14 protein-coding genes are annotated in these 14,856 nt (G+C 69.2%); 11 read left to right on the top strand and 3 right to left on the bottom strand.

The genetic code is table 11. The annotated features are described in order from the left end of the window. Position 1 precedes the first annotated feature (1 nt). Positions 2-2,107, top strand: a complete 2,106-nt coding sequence (gene glgB / locus Rhe02_RS17960; protein WP_203909399.1) for a 1,4-alpha-glucan branching protein GlgB — start codon at positions 2-4, stop codon at positions 2,105-2,107. Here glgB and Rhe02_RS17965 read toward each other — a convergent pair. Then, positions 2,104-3,096 (bottom strand): NADP-dependent oxidoreductase, encoded by a 993-nt coding sequence (locus Rhe02_RS17965; RefSeq protein WP_203909400.1) that lies wholly within the window; start codon positions 3,094-3,096, stop codon positions 2,104-2,106. The two genes, glgB and Rhe02_RS17965, sit on opposite strands and share 4 nt — an antisense overlap. 84 nt (positions 3,097-3,180) lie before the next feature. Between Rhe02_RS17965 and Rhe02_RS17970 the strand changes: the two genes are divergently transcribed. From Rhe02_RS17970 to Rhe02_RS18010, 9 genes are all read left to right on the top strand, one after another. After that, a complete protein-coding gene (locus Rhe02_RS17970) occupies positions 3,181-3,681 on the top strand; it encodes a GNAT family N-acetyltransferase (RefSeq protein ID WP_203909401.1) in 501 nt (166 codons plus the stop codon). An 89-nt stretch (positions 3,682-3,770) separates the two neighbouring features. After that, positions 3,771-5,015: an SGNH/GDSL hydrolase family protein gene (locus Rhe02_RS17975; protein ID WP_203909402.1), complete on the top strand. Its 1,245-nt coding sequence runs from the start codon at positions 3,771-3,773 to the stop codon at positions 5,013-5,015. A 116-nt stretch (positions 5,016-5,131) separates the two neighbouring features. Further along, complete coding sequence (locus Rhe02_RS17980; RefSeq protein WP_239123891.1) at positions 5,132-5,698, top strand: SigE family RNA polymerase sigma factor; 567 nt, start codon at positions 5,132-5,134, stop codon at positions 5,696-5,698. Next, the gene (locus Rhe02_RS17985) at positions 5,691-6,461 is read left to right on the top strand and encodes a hypothetical protein (protein ID WP_203909403.1); all 771 of its coding nucleotides are present in this window, start codon (positions 5,691-5,693) and stop codon (positions 6,459-6,461) included. Before Rhe02_RS17980 ends, Rhe02_RS17985 begins: the two co-directional genes overlap by 8 nt. A 40-nt stretch (positions 6,462-6,501) precedes the next feature. Continuing rightward, positions 6,502-6,900 (top strand): DUF6234 family protein, encoded by a 399-nt coding sequence (locus tag Rhe02_RS17990; RefSeq protein WP_203909404.1) that lies wholly within the window; start codon positions 6,502-6,504, stop codon positions 6,898-6,900. 101 nt (positions 6,901-7,001) lie between these two features. Further along, positions 7,002-7,988, top strand: coding sequence for an arabinan endo-1,5-alpha-L-arabinosidase (locus tag Rhe02_RS17995; RefSeq protein WP_203909405.1), 987 nt, complete (start codon positions 7,002-7,004; stop codon positions 7,986-7,988). A gap of 82 nt (positions 7,989-8,070) precedes the next feature. Continuing rightward, complete coding sequence (locus Rhe02_RS18000) at positions 8,071-8,793, top strand: hypothetical protein (RefSeq protein ID WP_203909406.1); 723 nt, start codon at positions 8,071-8,073, stop codon at positions 8,791-8,793. 28 nt (positions 8,794-8,821) lie between these two features. Then, positions 8,822-9,328 (top strand): hypothetical protein, encoded by a 507-nt coding sequence (locus tag Rhe02_RS18005; RefSeq protein WP_203909407.1) that lies wholly within the window; start codon positions 8,822-8,824, stop codon positions 9,326-9,328. 124 nt (positions 9,329-9,452) lie between these two features. After that, a complete protein-coding gene (locus tag Rhe02_RS18010) occupies positions 9,453-9,881 on the top strand; it encodes a hypothetical protein (RefSeq protein WP_203909408.1) in 429 nt (142 codons plus the stop codon). Here Rhe02_RS18010 and Rhe02_RS18015 read toward each other — a convergent pair. Both Rhe02_RS18015 and Rhe02_RS18020 read right to left on the bottom strand, forming a co-directional pair. Next, positions 9,853-12,621 (bottom strand): AfsR/SARP family transcriptional regulator, encoded by a 2,769-nt coding sequence (locus Rhe02_RS18015; RefSeq protein WP_203909409.1) that lies wholly within the window; start codon positions 12,619-12,621, stop codon positions 9,853-9,855. The genes Rhe02_RS18010 and Rhe02_RS18015 overlap by 29 nt on opposite strands. Positions 12,622-12,915: 294 nt before the next feature. Continuing rightward, positions 12,916-13,110, bottom strand: coding sequence for an AfsR/SARP family transcriptional regulator (locus Rhe02_RS18020; RefSeq protein WP_203909410.1), 195 nt, complete (start codon positions 13,108-13,110; stop codon positions 12,916-12,918). A gap of 189 nt (positions 13,111-13,299) precedes the next feature. On the opposite strand from Rhe02_RS18020, the gene Rhe02_RS18025 reads away from it, so the two are divergent. After that, positions 13,300-14,856, top strand: coding sequence for a sigma-70 family RNA polymerase sigma factor (locus Rhe02_RS18025; RefSeq protein ID WP_203909411.1), 1,557 nt, complete (start codon positions 13,300-13,302; stop codon positions 14,854-14,856).

Raw genomic sequence — 14,856 nt, forward strand, 5'->3', positions numbered from 1 at the left:
CATGCTCGGCCTGATCACCGGGGATACGCACGACCCGCACGCGGTTCTGGGCGCCCATCCCGGGCGTGGCTCCACGGTCATCCGGACCCTGCGCCGAGGCGCCGGCGACGTGGCGGTGCTCACCGCATCCGGGCGCTATCCGATGAGCCTGGTGCAGCCGGAGGGCGTTTTCGAGGCCATCGTTCCCGGCGAGGTGCTCGACTACCGCCTCGACGTCGACGGGGTCACCCACGACGACCCCTACCGCCACCCACCCACGCTCGGTGAGCTGGACCTGCACCTGATCGCCGAGGGCCGGCACGAGTCGCTGTGGACGGCGCTGGGCGCGCATCCGCACCTCGACGGCGGGGTGGCCTTCGCCGTGTGGGCGCCCAACGCCCGCGGGCTGCGGGTCGTCGGCGACTTCACCGGGTGGGGGCCGCACGACGGGTGGCCGATGCGATCGATGGGCGCCAGCGGGGTGTGGGAGATCCTGGTACCGGATGCCCTGCCCGGCCAGCGATACAAGTTCCGCATCCTGGGCCGCGACGGGCACTGGCGGGACAAGGCCGATCCGCTCGCCGCGCACACCGAGACGCCGCCGCTGACCGCTTCGGTGATTTTCCAGTCCCACTACGGCTGGAAGGACGACGACTGGCTGCATCAGCGGGCCGGCGCCCAGCCGCACCGCGAACCCATGTCCGTCTACGAGGTGCACCTGGGCTCGTGGCGGCCCGGACTGTCCTATGTGGAGATAGCCGACGAGCTCGCCGAATATGCCACCGAGCTCGGGTTCACCCATGTGGAGTTCATGCCCGTGATGGAGCACCCCTTCGGCGGCTCCTGGGGCTATCAGGTGACCGGCTACTACGCGCCCACCGCCCGCTTCGGTGACCCGGACCAGTTCCGGTTCCTCGTCGACCGGCTGCATCAGGCGGGCATAGGGGTGTTGCTCGACTGGGTGCCCGCGCACTTCCCCACCGACGAGTGGGCGCTGGCCCGATTCGACGGCGAACCCCTCTACGAGTACGCCGACCCACGACGCGGCGCCCACCCGGACTGGGGCACCCTGATCTTCGACTTCGGCCGCCCGGAGGTGCGCAACTTCCTGGTCGCCAACGCGCTTTACTGGTGCGACGAGTTCCATGTGGACGGTCTGCGCGTCGACGCGGTCAGCTCGATGCTCTACCTCGACTACTCCCGCGAGGCCGGGCAATGGATCCCCAACGTGCACGGCGGAAGGGAAAACCTTGACGCGATCGGGTTCCTGCAGGAGATGAACGCCACCGTCTACAAGCACCATCCGGGAGTGGTCACCGTCGCCGAGGAATCCACCGCGTGGCCCGGGGTGACCCGGCCCACCGACGCCGACGGGCTGGGTTTCGGCTTCAAGTGGAACATGGGCTGGATGCACGACACCCTCGAATACCTTGCCCGGGAGCCGATCCACCGGCAGTGGCACCACAACGAGGTGACCTTCTCCCTGATGTACGCGTGGACGGAGAACTTCGTGCTGCCGATCAGCCACGACGAAGTGGTGCACGGCAAGGGTTCGCTGGCTGCCAAGATGCCCGGCGACACCTGGCGGCGGCTGGCCAACACGCGTGCGCTGCTGGCATTCATGTGGGCCCATCCGGGTAAACAGCTGCTGTTCATGGGAAGCGAGCTCGCCGAGGGCCGGGAGTGGAGCGACTCGCGCGGCCTGGACTGGGATCTGATGCGCGATCCGGCCCACGCCGGGGTGCAGCGGCTGGTCCGCGATCTCAACCGGGTCTATCGCGGCAGCGAGGCGCTGTGGTCACAGGACACCACGCCGGAGGGGTTCCGGTGGATCGCCGACGACGCCTCCCACAACACGTTGGCCTTCCTCAGGCGGGGCGCCGGCGGATCCACCCTGGTGTGCGTGGTGAACTTCGCCGCCACGCCGCACGAGGACTACCGGGTCGGGCTGCCGTCGGGCGGGCCGTGGCGCGAGGTGCTCAACACCGACGCGGAGGTATACGGCGGCTCCAACGTCGGCAACCTCGGCACCGTCCGCGCCGAAGACGAGCCGTACCAAGGACAGCCCGCCTCGGCACGGCTGCGGGTGCCACCGCTGGGCGCGCTCTGGCTCGCCCAGGAAAGCTAGAGCCGCACCACCATCTTGCCGGTGTTCTCCCCGCGGAACAGGCCCAGCAGCGCGTCGGGCGCGTTGGCCAGGCCCTCGACGAAGGTGGACGCGAACTTGATGTGCCCGCTGGCGATCGCCGGGGCGACCTCGGCCAGGAAATCGGGCATCCGGCGGGAGTGGTCGGTGACGATGAAACCGCGCAGGCTCAACCGTTTGGGAACAATCAGCGTCATGTTTCGCGGGCCGGGCGAAGGTGTCTCGCTGTTGTAGTCGGCGATGGCCCCGCACAGCGCGGCCCGCCCGAATGGCTTGAGCGCGCCGATCGCGGCCTCGAGATGCTCGCCGCCCACATTGTCGAAGTACACGTCGATGCCTTCGGGCGCGGCGGATTTGAGCTGCGAACGCACCGGGGCGTCGCGGTAGTTGAACGCGGCGTCGAAACCGAGCTCGTTGACGAGCCAGTCCACCTTGGCCGCGGTGCCGGCGCTGCCGATGACGCGGGCCGCGCCGCGCAGCTTGGCGATCTGGCCGGCGATGCTGCCGACGGCTCCAGCCGCGCCGGAGACGAAGACCGTGTCTCCCTCGCGCAGCTCGGCTATGTCGACCAGACCGACATAGCCGGTCAGGCCCGGCATGCCAAGCGCGCCTAGGTAAGCCGAGATGTCGGGCAGCGCCTCGACCTTGCGGAAGCCCTTGGCGTCGCCGACCGCGTGGTCGCGCCAGCCCAGGCCGTGCAGCACCAGATCACCCGGGCTGAGCTGGTCGGACTGCGACTGCACGACCTCGCCGACCGCGCCGCCGTCGAGGGCCTGGCCGACCTGAAACGGTGGAACATAGGACTTCACATCGTTCATCCGGCCGCGCATGTAGGGGTCGACCGACATCACGAGATTGCGCACCAGCACCTGGCCCGGACCGGGCTGCGGCATCGGCGTCTCCACCAGCTCGAAATTGTCCAGCGTCGGCATGCCGGTCGGCCGCGACACAAGCCGGATCTCCCGATTCATCAACCACACCCACGATCTTTCAGCGCGGCATCGACATTGCCACGGGCTGGGTCGGAGTATAGGCAGACCGGATACCCTTGCCCAATGCCCGAAATCACGCTGCGCACGGCCCGGGTGGACGACGGCAGCGTGGTGGCCCGCATCCAGCTCGCGGCCTGGCGTGCCACCTATGGCGAGCTGAATCCCGCCATGGTCGATGGCCTTGACCTCGAGCGCACCAGCGACAACTGGGCCTTGGCCGCCCTCGACGGCACCCATCGGCTGCGGCTGGCGGTGTGCGACGGGATGACCGTCGGCTATGCCCTCAGCGGCCCGCAAGAGGCCGAACCCGGCAGCGTCGGCGAACTTGACGCGGTGTACCTGCTGCCCTCCGCGCAGGGTCTGGGCATCGGGCGGCTTCTGGTCCAGGACGCCCTGGCCGCCATGGCGCAGGCCGGATTCGCCGAATGCCTGCTGTGGGTGGTCGACGCCAACGCCCACGCCCGCGGCTTCTACCAGCATCTCGGCTTTCGCGCCGACGGCGGCCGCGATGTCTGGCGCGGATTGCCGGTCGTGCGCTACCGCGTGGCGCTGCCCACCCACTGAGACACGGCAGGCTTGGTCTTCCGATCGGCGCATCTCCCGCCGCTAAGATATCTTTGTTTGTCGATTCATCAATCTAATGGGGAGTGGACATGCGCCGCCCATTCATTGCCAGTATTGCCCTTGCCGTGGTGCTTGCCGCCGCCTCCTCGGCGTCCGCCGGCGCAACCGCGGGCACCGACGACCGGGCCCGGCCCGACAACTGGGTGACCGCCTGGGCCGCCAGCCCCGTGGTCGGAGTCTTCATCCCGTTCAACCCGGGCTGCCCGGCCGGGACAGGCCTGACCGACCAGACCGTGCGCAACGTCGCCTTCGTCAGCGCCGGCGGGGACAGGGTAAGGATCCGGCTGACCAACACGTTCGGGCAGCGCTCGATGCGGGTCGGCCACGCGACGGTGGCGGTGCAGGCCGCCAACGCCGACGTGGTGGCCGGAACCCTGCGGTCACTGACCTTCGGCGGCCGTCGCGAAGTCACCCTCGCGGCCGGCGGGCACGCGCTCAGCGACCCGGTCCAGCTCAGCGTGGCAGCGCTGTCCACCCTCCTGGTCAGCGTCTACGTCCCCGGTCCCACCGGCCCAGTGACGATGCATCCCTTCACCGCACAGGGCAACTTCATCGCCACCGGCGACGCGGCAGCCTCCCCGACCGGCAGCGGCTTCACCGACCTGCCGTGCTGGCTGCTCATCGACGGCATCGAAGTGCGGGCGCCCGCCCGGGTCTCCGGTACCGTCATCGCGCTGGGCGACTCCATCACCGACACCTCGGCCACCACCGGCAACGCCAACCGGCGCTGGCCCGACGACCTGGCCCGACGGCTCAACGCCCGGCCCGGGCGCACCCTGTCGGTCGGCAACGCGGGCCTGGGCGGAAACCGTGTCCTGGAACCCCGCCCGGACGGGGACTTCTGGGGGGTACCGGCACTGGCGCGACTCGAACGCGACGTGTTCTCCCAGACCGGGGTGCAGTCGGTCATCCTGCTGGAGGGCGTCAACGACATCGGGTTCGATGCCGGCGCTGCCGAGCTCATCGCCGGGTACCAACAGATAATCGCCCAAACACACGCGCGTGGCCTGCAAATCTTCGGCGCCACCCTGACCCCCTTCGGCGGGTCGTTCGTGGACACCCCGCAGCGGCGGGCCACCTGGAGCGCGGTCAACGAATGGATCCGCACCAGCCGCCAGTTCGACGGCGTGTTCGACTTCGCCGCCGCCACCGCGATGCCGGCCGACCCGTTCACGCTGCTGCCCGCCTACGACAGCGGCGACCACCTGCACCCCAACGACGCCGGTTGCCAAGCCATGGCCGACGCCGTCAACCTGCGCCAGCTCCTGCCCTGACGCGATCGCCGCACACCCGCCCGGCCCCTGGTGCAAAAATCCTCGGACCGGGCGGGAACCTTCATCCCCGCTGAGCGTGTTACCGGTGGATTGTTCACGGCGGGCAAAGGGGACTTGTGGCGGCACAGGCCGGGCTTGGTGCGGGGCCAGAGACGGTTGTCGTTGCGGCGGAAGGCGGCGCCCAGGACTTCGCCGACTTCTACGCGACCACGTTCAGGCCGCTTTGCGTGCAGCTTTACGTTCACACCGGTGACATGGCCGAGGCGCAGGATCTGGTGCAAGAGGCGTTCTGCCGGGCGTTTCCGCGGTGGTCGAAACTGGTCCACTATGACGACCCGGCCGCGTGGGTGCGCAAGGTGGCCTGGAATCTGGCCACCAGCCGGTGGCGCCGATTGCAGCGCCTCACCGACTTCACCAGCCACCGCGGCATCGAGCCGATCCCGGGCCCGGACCCCGAGCGGGTGGAGTTGCGCCGCGCGCTGGCCGATCTGCCGCCGTTTCAGCGGCAGGTACTTGTTCTGCACTATGTCGCCGGAGCTTCGGTGACCGAGATAGCCGGCATAGCCGGGGTTGCCGAGGGCACCGTGAAGTCGCGACTACACCGCGCACGAGCGGCCCTGGCCGGCCGCCTCGGCCGCGACCTGTCCACCGGGGAACAGACCGGAGGTCTGGGCGATGTCTGACCAGCAGGACTGGATAGCGCGGGCCATGTCGGGCCTGGCCAACGACGACCTGCCATCGATCGCACCGCCGGGCGTGGCCGCGGTGAGCCGCTCGGTGGCGCGCCGCAAGCGGTTGCGGGCCGGTCTCGTGGCAGCTGTGGTGATGCTTGGTTTGCTGACCCTGGTCCCCTTCGTGTCGGCTCGCGATGGCGCCGGCCCGGTCGCGCCACCAACGACGCCGGCCGCGACGCCCACTGCCCCATCCCCCTCGCCATCGGTCAGCGCGGTGGCCACACCCGACGCCACCCCGACTCCCGGCCTCTCGGCCGCGGCGCAGCCGGGCAACGGGCAGAAGAGCAAAGCACCGCCGCAGCCGACCTGCGCGGTGGACGGGCGGGTGACACTCACGGACGTCAGCTATTCGGCGGCCACCGCCTATCTGGCGACGAATGCCTCCGCGGATCAGATTCTCTGTCCCGGCGGGCAGGCCAGAGTCTTCTGGGCCACCTACACCGTCGACGCCAATCAGATAATCCACCTTTATCGATGGAAGGAGTATTTTCTGACCTGGGAGAATCCGGAAGTCCGGATGCAGGTGGAGAGTCCGCCGCTCGAGCCCTGTGTGGGAACTGCCTACTACTACGTGGCCGGCCGCCAGCCGATCGTCACCAGCGTCAAGGTCACCGATCCCGGCAATCCGGCCGTTCAGCCCTACCCGGTCGCCGGGCCCGGAACGGGCAAGATGGTCAACAACCTGACCCCCGCCTGTCCCCCCAGCCCATAACCTCATGCCGCGGCGCTGCCACGTTGGCTAGTGTCCTGGCGTGCCTTACAAACGGGGATTGTTCTGCCTCACCATTGTCGCCTGGATTGTCGCGTTACTGGCGCTCTGCTGGCAATTTTGGGGTTATATGTGGGAGCATTGGGCCGCTTCCTACGACGGTGGCAGCCTCAAGGAGGTGGAAAGGCGCGGAGCGCAGATCTGGCTCAACATGGCGATCGCACTCGTCGTGGGTCCCGCGCTGATCGCCGTCGCGGCGGCATTTGCCCGCCTGAAGCGCACCGCGGTGACCTTCGCGGTGGTGGCCGCGTTGCTGCTGATCCCGGGGGCCGCGCTGGCTCGCGAAAGCTATCGGGATCTGCATCCCGCCAAGCCTTCCGACCCGCCGCGATACACCGGTTGCGTCCCGATCAGCGGCGGGCGGCAGTGTCCCGGCGGCTGAACCCGCGTCGCTGCATATAGATCACAGTCCATGCTAGAGTACCGGCAAATGCGCCTTCCGGGCTGGCGACAACACGCGATTGGTGTCGATAGGAGCCCCTCATGCTCAAACAGCTGGGGAGTGCGCTGGCCGGCTTGGCTTTAGCCTTGACGATGGCCTCGGGCGCCTCCGCCGCCTACCCCAATCCCGGCCTGGTCACCGGTGACACGGTTGGGGTGCACGACCCGACGATGATGAAGGCGCCCGACGGGACCTACATCCTCATCTCCACCGGAAACTGGCTTGAGATCCGCACCTCGGCCGACCGCACCGCTTTCCGGCGGATCGGTTCGGTCTGGGCGCCGGGCCAGCCGACGTGGACCTACCCGTATACGTTGCCGGACAACCGCTCCTACCTGTGGGCGCCGGACCTGTCCTACCGCAACGGGTTGTACTACCTCTACTACGCGGCGTCCTCGTTCGGCTCGCAGCGCTCGGCCATCTTCCTGGCCACCAGCCCGACCGCGATGCCGGGCAGCTGGACCCACCGCGGGCTGGTGTTCGAAACCTCCAGCGCCAACAACTTCAACGCCATCGACCCCAACCTCATCGTGGACACCTCCGGGCGCTGGTGGCTGTCGCTGGGCTCGTTCTGGACCGGCATCAAGCTGATCCGCCTGGAACCGTCCACCGGCTTGCGCCACGCCACCGACCGCACAGTCAACAACCTTGCCCGCCGCACCGTCAACAGCGGATCGGTGGAGGCGCCGGTCATCTTCCGCCATGGCTCGTTCTACTACCTGTTCGTGTCCTTCGACTTCTGCTGCCGCGGCGCGTCGAGCACCTACCGCACGATGGTCGGCCGGTCGACATCGATCACCGGGCCCTACACCGACCGCAACGGCGTGAACATGTACAACGGTGGCGGCACGGAAATCCTCGCCACCCACGGAACCGTATACGGCCCAGGGCATCCCAGCGTGTTCCAAGATGCCGACGCGACAGTGCTCACCTACCACTACTACTGGAGCAACAGCCAACCCACCAGCGGCAAGCTCGGCATCAACCTCATCGGCTGGGACGCCGCGGGCTGGCCCTTCGTGTACTGAGCTTTCAGCGCGGTTTCAGAACGCTGCCAGTGCGCACCGCCACGCTGCACGCATCAAGATTCCCCAAGGAATGGAGCGTGTGATGAGGCGCATGGCGCATCGATTGACAGCACTGGGCGTGGTCAGCGGTTTGGCGCTGGCCATGCCCGCCGCGGCGGTGGCCCGTACCGGCGAGCCGCTTGCGGGCAGCGGCGAATGTGTGGTCCAGCAAACAGACCTGCGCGGCCGGGTCACCGGCACCACCGTCGAGCGGGAAGGCGCGGTCTACGGCCAATTCCGTTGTGCCGGTGGGCAATGGGTCTTCACCTGGGCGCCGTTCGGCCGCGACGACATCGTCACCGCCAGCGAGATCCAGGTCGATCCTACCGGCACCGTGCTGGCCCGGCGGCTGACCGGCCCGGCGCTGAGCCGAGACCTCACCATGGCCGACATGGCGGCCATCGCCGAAGCCACCACCGGCAGCGGGCGAGCGGTCGTCGAGCGCGCGGTGGTGGTGGCCGACGACGGAAGGCAACGCACCCCGGCCGAGATCGAGGCGCTGCTGGCCGGCCGGGACACCACCGGCGCGCGGGTGCTGGACGTCATCGACCGGCCCGACGCGGCAATGTCCACAAACGACCTCGTCGGCGGGGCCGGCGGCACGCCGGGCTCGACCGTCGTCTACTTCAGCATCTGGGGCGCCATCAAAGGCTTCTTCCAGTGGATCGCCGACAAGCTCAACGACCTGGGCAGCTGGCTCAAGGAGCACTGCGACATCGGCCCGTCCTGGGACGGTCAGTCCATCGAAGTCACCTGCCAGATCTAGCCAACCGGACCTAGGAGATGAGGAACGCATGAAAGCCATGTGGGGCAACGCCTTGCGCGCCGCACTCGTCACCGCGGTGACAGCGGCCGGGGTGGCACTGCCATACCTACCAGCACAAGCCGACGACAGCGCGTTTGCGGTGACCATCACCGATCGGCGCGGTGCACCCGAAGACCTGCTGCAGCGGCTGGAAAGACAGACCGGCCAGCCGGTCGGCGCGCTGGACACCGTGATCGCCGTCGACACCGCGGGCCAGCGCCTGACGATCGACCAGTTCGCGGCTCTCGTCGCCGGCCAGGAGGTCGCCGGCGCACGGGTGCTCGGAGTGATGCCCGGCCGCGAGATCGCCGGCGCGACCATGGCCGACCTCGCCGACGGCACTTACGACGGCCGCGGCGGCGCCACGGCCACCTCCACCATCGTCTTCGCCTCCTCCATTCCGGAATCCCGCGAATGGTGCCTGACGATGTGCATGGCCAGCGGCAAGACGGTGTGGGAGTGCATCCTGGCCCGCCTTGGCCGCAGCGAGTGGTAGCCGGCCATCCCGCCCGCGAAGGGCTCCCCACCAGGGAGCCCTTCGCCGTTTCAGCGCCGCATCAGCGCCGGATGCCATCGTTGGCCATCGCCCGCGCACGTCACCTACGAAGGAGGACATCACGGTGAAACTGAGCAGGCTGCTTGCCGCATTGGCGCTGATCGCCGCCGCCGCGCTGGCCATCGCCGCCCCCGCGTCCGCTGAGCCGACGATCGTCCGGCCAGTCCCAGCGGAGACCCTGAACGCCATGTGCACGATTTTCCGCGGCACCTTCATCCCGGACCGGACATCGTCTGTCTGCCAGGTCAGGGAGGGCAATGTCGTCTGTGCCGAACGCTGCCAGTTTCAGGCCACCGTCGAGCGTCTTTCCCGGCCCCCGCTGATGGAATCGTGCGAGCTGGGCCGCGGCTCGTTCTTCAACGTCAGAGACACCGACTTCGCCTGCGACCTCGTCGACGGCGACTTCACGGTGGCGTGCCCGGGCAGCTGGCTGCTGGGCATAGTCCAGTGCGATGTCGTCCTGGTCATGGACTCGGAGCAGCCGATGACGTGAGCTTGGCCCGTACCTGGGCGGCGTCGGGATGCCCGAGCAGGTCGAGCAGTTCCAGGGCCTGCGCCCAGGCGGCACCCGCAGCGCTGTCGTCACCGGCGGCGTGATGGGTGTCGCCGAGGTGCTTGAGGGTGTCGGCCTCGTAGTAGCGGTCGTCGAGCTCGCGGAAGAGCTCCAGCGCCCGCTGGTAGTAGGCGATGGCCAGGTCGAAGTCGCCCAGATGGTGGTAGATGTAACCGAGGCTGTCGGAGGTGCCGGCCTGAAAGGTGAGGTCGCCCAGCTCGCGCATCTGAGCCAGGGCCAGCTCGCATCTGGGGCGGGCCCGGGCGAAGTCGCCGCTGAGCGCGTACCCCCAGCCGAGCGAGTTCAGGGTGCGCGCGGCCATCATCGGCTGCCCGGCAAGCCGGTACAGCCGCAGCGCCTGCCGGGCATGGCCCACCGCCTGCGCGTGCTCGCCCTGCCGGTTGGACAGCCACCCCATCTGATACTCCGCCTTCGCCTGACCGCCGCAATCACCAAGCGAGGCATACAGGTCAAGGGCGTGCCCGAGATGAGACTGCGCCTGGGCGTAGCGCGCCATCCGCGCGTAGGCGGTGGACAGGCTGCAATGGGCGTGGGCCTGCGCAGCGCGATCGCCAAGCTGTTTCGTACTCTGGATCGCCGCCTGCTGGTTGAGCACCTGATCCCCCCAGTGGCCGCAGCGGTCCAGATGATCCTGCGCGGCCCAGGCCAGCCGCCACACGTAGTCGTCGAATCCTTGCTGCGCAGCCCGTTTGACCATACCGAGCAGCACCGCTCGCTCGGCGGTGAACCACGACGCGGCTTGCTCCCGGGTGGACAGCCGTTCCGGCGCGATGCCGGGCATCGGGGCCGGCACGGCTAGCGGCTCGCGATGCGAGTTGAGCAGCAGGGCGGCCGACAGCGCAGTGTGCAGGTAGTGATCGAGCAGGCGCGGGAAGCCTTCCTCGGCCCGGCCCAGATCGGCGGCGTATGTCCAAAGCAGATCGTGCAGGCTGTACCGGCCGGGTTTGGGCTGCGTCAACAGGTTCGCCCGTGCCAGCTCGGCCAGCTTGGCCCGCAGGTCGGCCGGGGCCATGCCGGTCAGGCTGGCCGCCGCCTCGGCGCTGAACTCGGGCCCGGGATGCGCGCCCAGCAGACGGAAAACCCTTGCCGCGTCAGGGCTCAACGCGTGATAGGACCACGAGAAGACGGAGCGGATGTCGGTGCCGGAGTCCACACTTTGCAAGGCCTCCAGAGCGCCCAACGATTGGCGCAGCTCCTCTGCCACCCCGCCCACCGGCAGATCGGGCCGGGTGACGCAGCTCGCGGCGGCCAGCGCCAGCGCCAGCGGCAGCCGGGCGCAGCGGGTGATGATCTCCTGGACGGCGGCCTCCTGCCCGGCCACCCGATCCTTGCCTATCCGGCGCACCAGCACCTCGCGCGCCTCATCGTCGGTGAGCAGCTCCAGCATCACCGGATGCGCCCCCTCGACCGTCACCAAAGCCGTGAGCTGGTAGCGGCTGGTCACCAGCACCGCGCAGCCCGGCGTGCCCGGCAGCAGCGGCCGGACCTGTTCGGCGTCGCGGGCGTTGTCGAGCACGACCAGCACCCTTTTGCCGGCCAGGACGCTGCGGTAAAGCGCGGCCTGAGCGTCAATGTCGGCCGGGATCTTTTCGACGGGTACCCCGAAAGCGTCAAGAAAAGCGCGAAGCACCGCGGCCGGGTCGGCGACCGAGCCACCACGGTCGAATCCGCGCAGATCAGCGTAGAGCTGACCGTCCGGAAACGACTGACGTGCCCGGTGTGCCCAATGCACGGCCAAGGTGGTCTTGCCGACCCCGGCTGTCCCCGACACCACCGCCAGGCACACGTTCTCGCTGTGCTCGGCCATCACCGCGTCGAGCCGTGCGATCTCCTTGGCGCGCGCCGCGAAAGCCGCTGTGGCAAGGGGCAGCTGCGCCGGAGCGCGCACCGCCGGCACCGGGGCCACGGTCACCGGCGAGCCGGGCGCATCCAGCGCGCTGTCCTGGCGCAGGATGGCCGCCTCCAGGTCGCGCAGGGCCTGGCCCGGATCTATCCCCAGCTCGTCGGCGAGGGTCCGCTTGAGCCGCTGATAGTGCGCCAGCGACTCGGCCTGCTGACCGGCCCTATACAGCGCGAGCATCAGCTGGCGGTGCAGGTCCTCGTCGAAAGGCCGCGCGGTGACCAGCTGCTGCAGCTCCGGCACCAGCAGGGCGTGCTCGCCCAGCGCCAGCCGGCAGTCGATGAGCGCGCGGATCGCCTCGAATTCGGTGTGGCTCAACCGCCGCGCCTGCTCGCCGAGCCACCGCAGCTCGGCGACGTCGGCCAGCGCGCGGCCACGCCACAGCGCCAGCGCGGCCCGCAGATGCCTGACCGCCTCGTGCGGGCTGGAAGCCTGCCTGCCTTGACTGATAAGCCTTTCCGCCTGCTCGACGTCGGTGGCCTCACCGCCGATGTCGAGCAGGTAACCGGCGGGCTTGGCCACGATGGCGTCCTTCGACCCGAGCAGCTCGCGAAGGTAGGAAATGTTTCGCTGCAACGTGTTGGTCGCGGTGGCTGGCGGCCGGTCGTCCCAGACCGCGTCGATGAGCTGGTCGCTGCTCACCGCCCGGCCCGGATGCAGGCCGAGCACGGCCAGCAGGGCGCGACGGCGCAGCCCGGGCACCGCCGTCACCAGACCGCCGGACACCACCTCGACCGGGCCGAGAAGCCTCACCTGCATCGCCCCAGTGTGGGGCACCCCACCCTCGCCACCCATCGCGACTGTGGAAATCAGACACAACCGCGCACACCAGGCCGGGGCGATGCATCGATGATGCAACCGCGATGCACGCCGACACGACGCTGCTTGCCGAGGCCGCCCGCACGGCGGCACCGACAAGAGGAGCAGATGCCACCTACATCATCAGCGGGATCACCAGCTCGGTGGTGGTGGACGAGATCGTTCCCAACGGCAGCACCACCACCGCGCCGACGTCGGTGCGGATCGAGGCCTACGAATCGGATCCGCTGGAAGTCAGTTGCGGACCTGACGCCGCGCGGTCGCCGGGGGCCGGTCCTCCCAGAGCGCGTCGACCAGGCTGTCGACCGAAACCACCCGATGCGCGTTGGCGAGCAGGATCGCGAACACCATGCGCTGGCGGTGACCGGCAAGCCGGACCGGTCCGTCGGCCGTGGCGGCTTCGGGCGGCCCGAGGATGCGAAACTCCACGCGCCGCACGCTAGGGCCGCAACGCCTACGGCGACTACGTCATAGTGCACACAAAGCCGAGCCCCGAAAATTGTTATGCGGCGGCCGGTTCGGTAGTCGCACCCCGAATTTCCGCAGGTGTCTTGACTGGGCACGCCTGAATCCGTCAGAGTCACCACCGCGATTCCACTGACGACTGCGATACGGACCATGCCACCCACCAGATCGAATGAGACCGCGCTCGTCATCGCCGCGCAGGCCGGCGACCGTCGGGCGCTCGACGACCTCATCGAGGCCTACCTGCCGTTCGTCTACACGATCGTGCGCAGAACGCTCGCCGACGATGCCGATGTAGACGACGTGGTACAGGAATCCATGGTGCGAGCCGTGCGGGAGCTGCGCGACCTGCGCACCCCGCAAAGCTTCCGGGCTTGGCTGGGCGCCATCACCGTCCGGCAGGTCAGCACCCATCTGCGCCGACGGCGTGCCGCCGAGAGGCTCATCGGTCCGCTGGCCGACACCGCGGACGCCCACGCGCCCTTCGAAGGGCTGACGCTGTGGCGGATGAGCCTTGCCCTGCAACGGCGCCAGGCCGCTCGCGCGGCGGATTGGCTCAAACACGAGGACCGGATGCTGCTGTCGCTGTGGTGGCTGGAGGTCGCCGGTCACCTCACCCGCGCCGAGCTGGCCACGGCCGCCGGGCTGAGCCTCGCCCATGCCGCAGTGCGCATCCAGCGCCTGCGCCAGCAGTTCGATCAGTGCCGCGGGTTGGTCGCCGCCCTGGAGACGCGGCCACGCTGCGCCGATCTTGACCTGCTGGTGGCGGGCTGGGACGGCGTCCCGGGCTCCTCCTGGCGCAAGCGGATCGCGCGGCACCTCCGGGCTTGCCACGCCTGCGGTGTGGCCGCCGACGAGCTGCTGCCCGCTGAAAGGCTGCTCGTCGGGCTCGCGCTGCTGCCGGTTCCCCTCGCGCTGGCCGCCACCGTGATCGCCAAAAGCGCGTGGCCAACCGCCGCCACCTCAGCATCCGTAGCGGCCTCCGCCACCTCGGGATCCGCGGCCACCTCCGCCAATTCGGCCACCGCCGCAACGTCGGCCGGCTCCGGCAAGTCGGCCGCCGCCGCAACGTCGGCCACCGCAGGCAAGTCGGCAATCACCGGCCTGTTTGCCAAAAGCGTTGCGGCCTCACCGATCGCGGCCATCGCCGTGGCCGGCTGTCTGCTCGTGGGCGCCACCCTCGCCGTGAACACCTGGCCCGCGGCCACACCCGGCCCCGGCTCGGTCCGTGGCTCCGCGGTGCCCAGCCCGACCCGAAGCCCGGCGCCTGTGGTGGCGCTTGGCCCGACCTCGCTGGAGGCGGGCGCCGGATCCGGGCTGTTCGTCACCACCACCGCAGCGCTCGGAATCCTGGCGCCGTTGTCGACCACCAGCAGCACCCCGGCCCGTGAGCAGGCCACCTTCGACGTCGTGCCCGGCCTGGCCGACCCGAAGTGCTACTCGTTTCGCAGCCGCGACGGCCGCTACCTGCGCCACGCCTCATGGCGGCTGCGGCTCAACGCCAATGAGGGCACCAGGTTGTTCCAGGCTGACGCCACCTTCTGTGTACGGCCAGGGGACACGGCCGCTTCCGTCCACCTTGAATCGTCGAACTACCCGGGCTGGTTACTGCATCGGCGGGGCAACGAACTGTGGGTCGACCGGTCCGACGGCAGCACCGCGTTTCACGCCGACAGCTCGTTTCGGATCCGGCCACCGCTGGCCAGGTAG

Source organism: Rhizocola hellebori (assembly GCF_016862955.1).
Taxonomy (GTDB): Bacteria; Actinomycetota; Actinomycetes; order Mycobacteriales; family Micromonosporaceae; genus Rhizocola; species Rhizocola hellebori.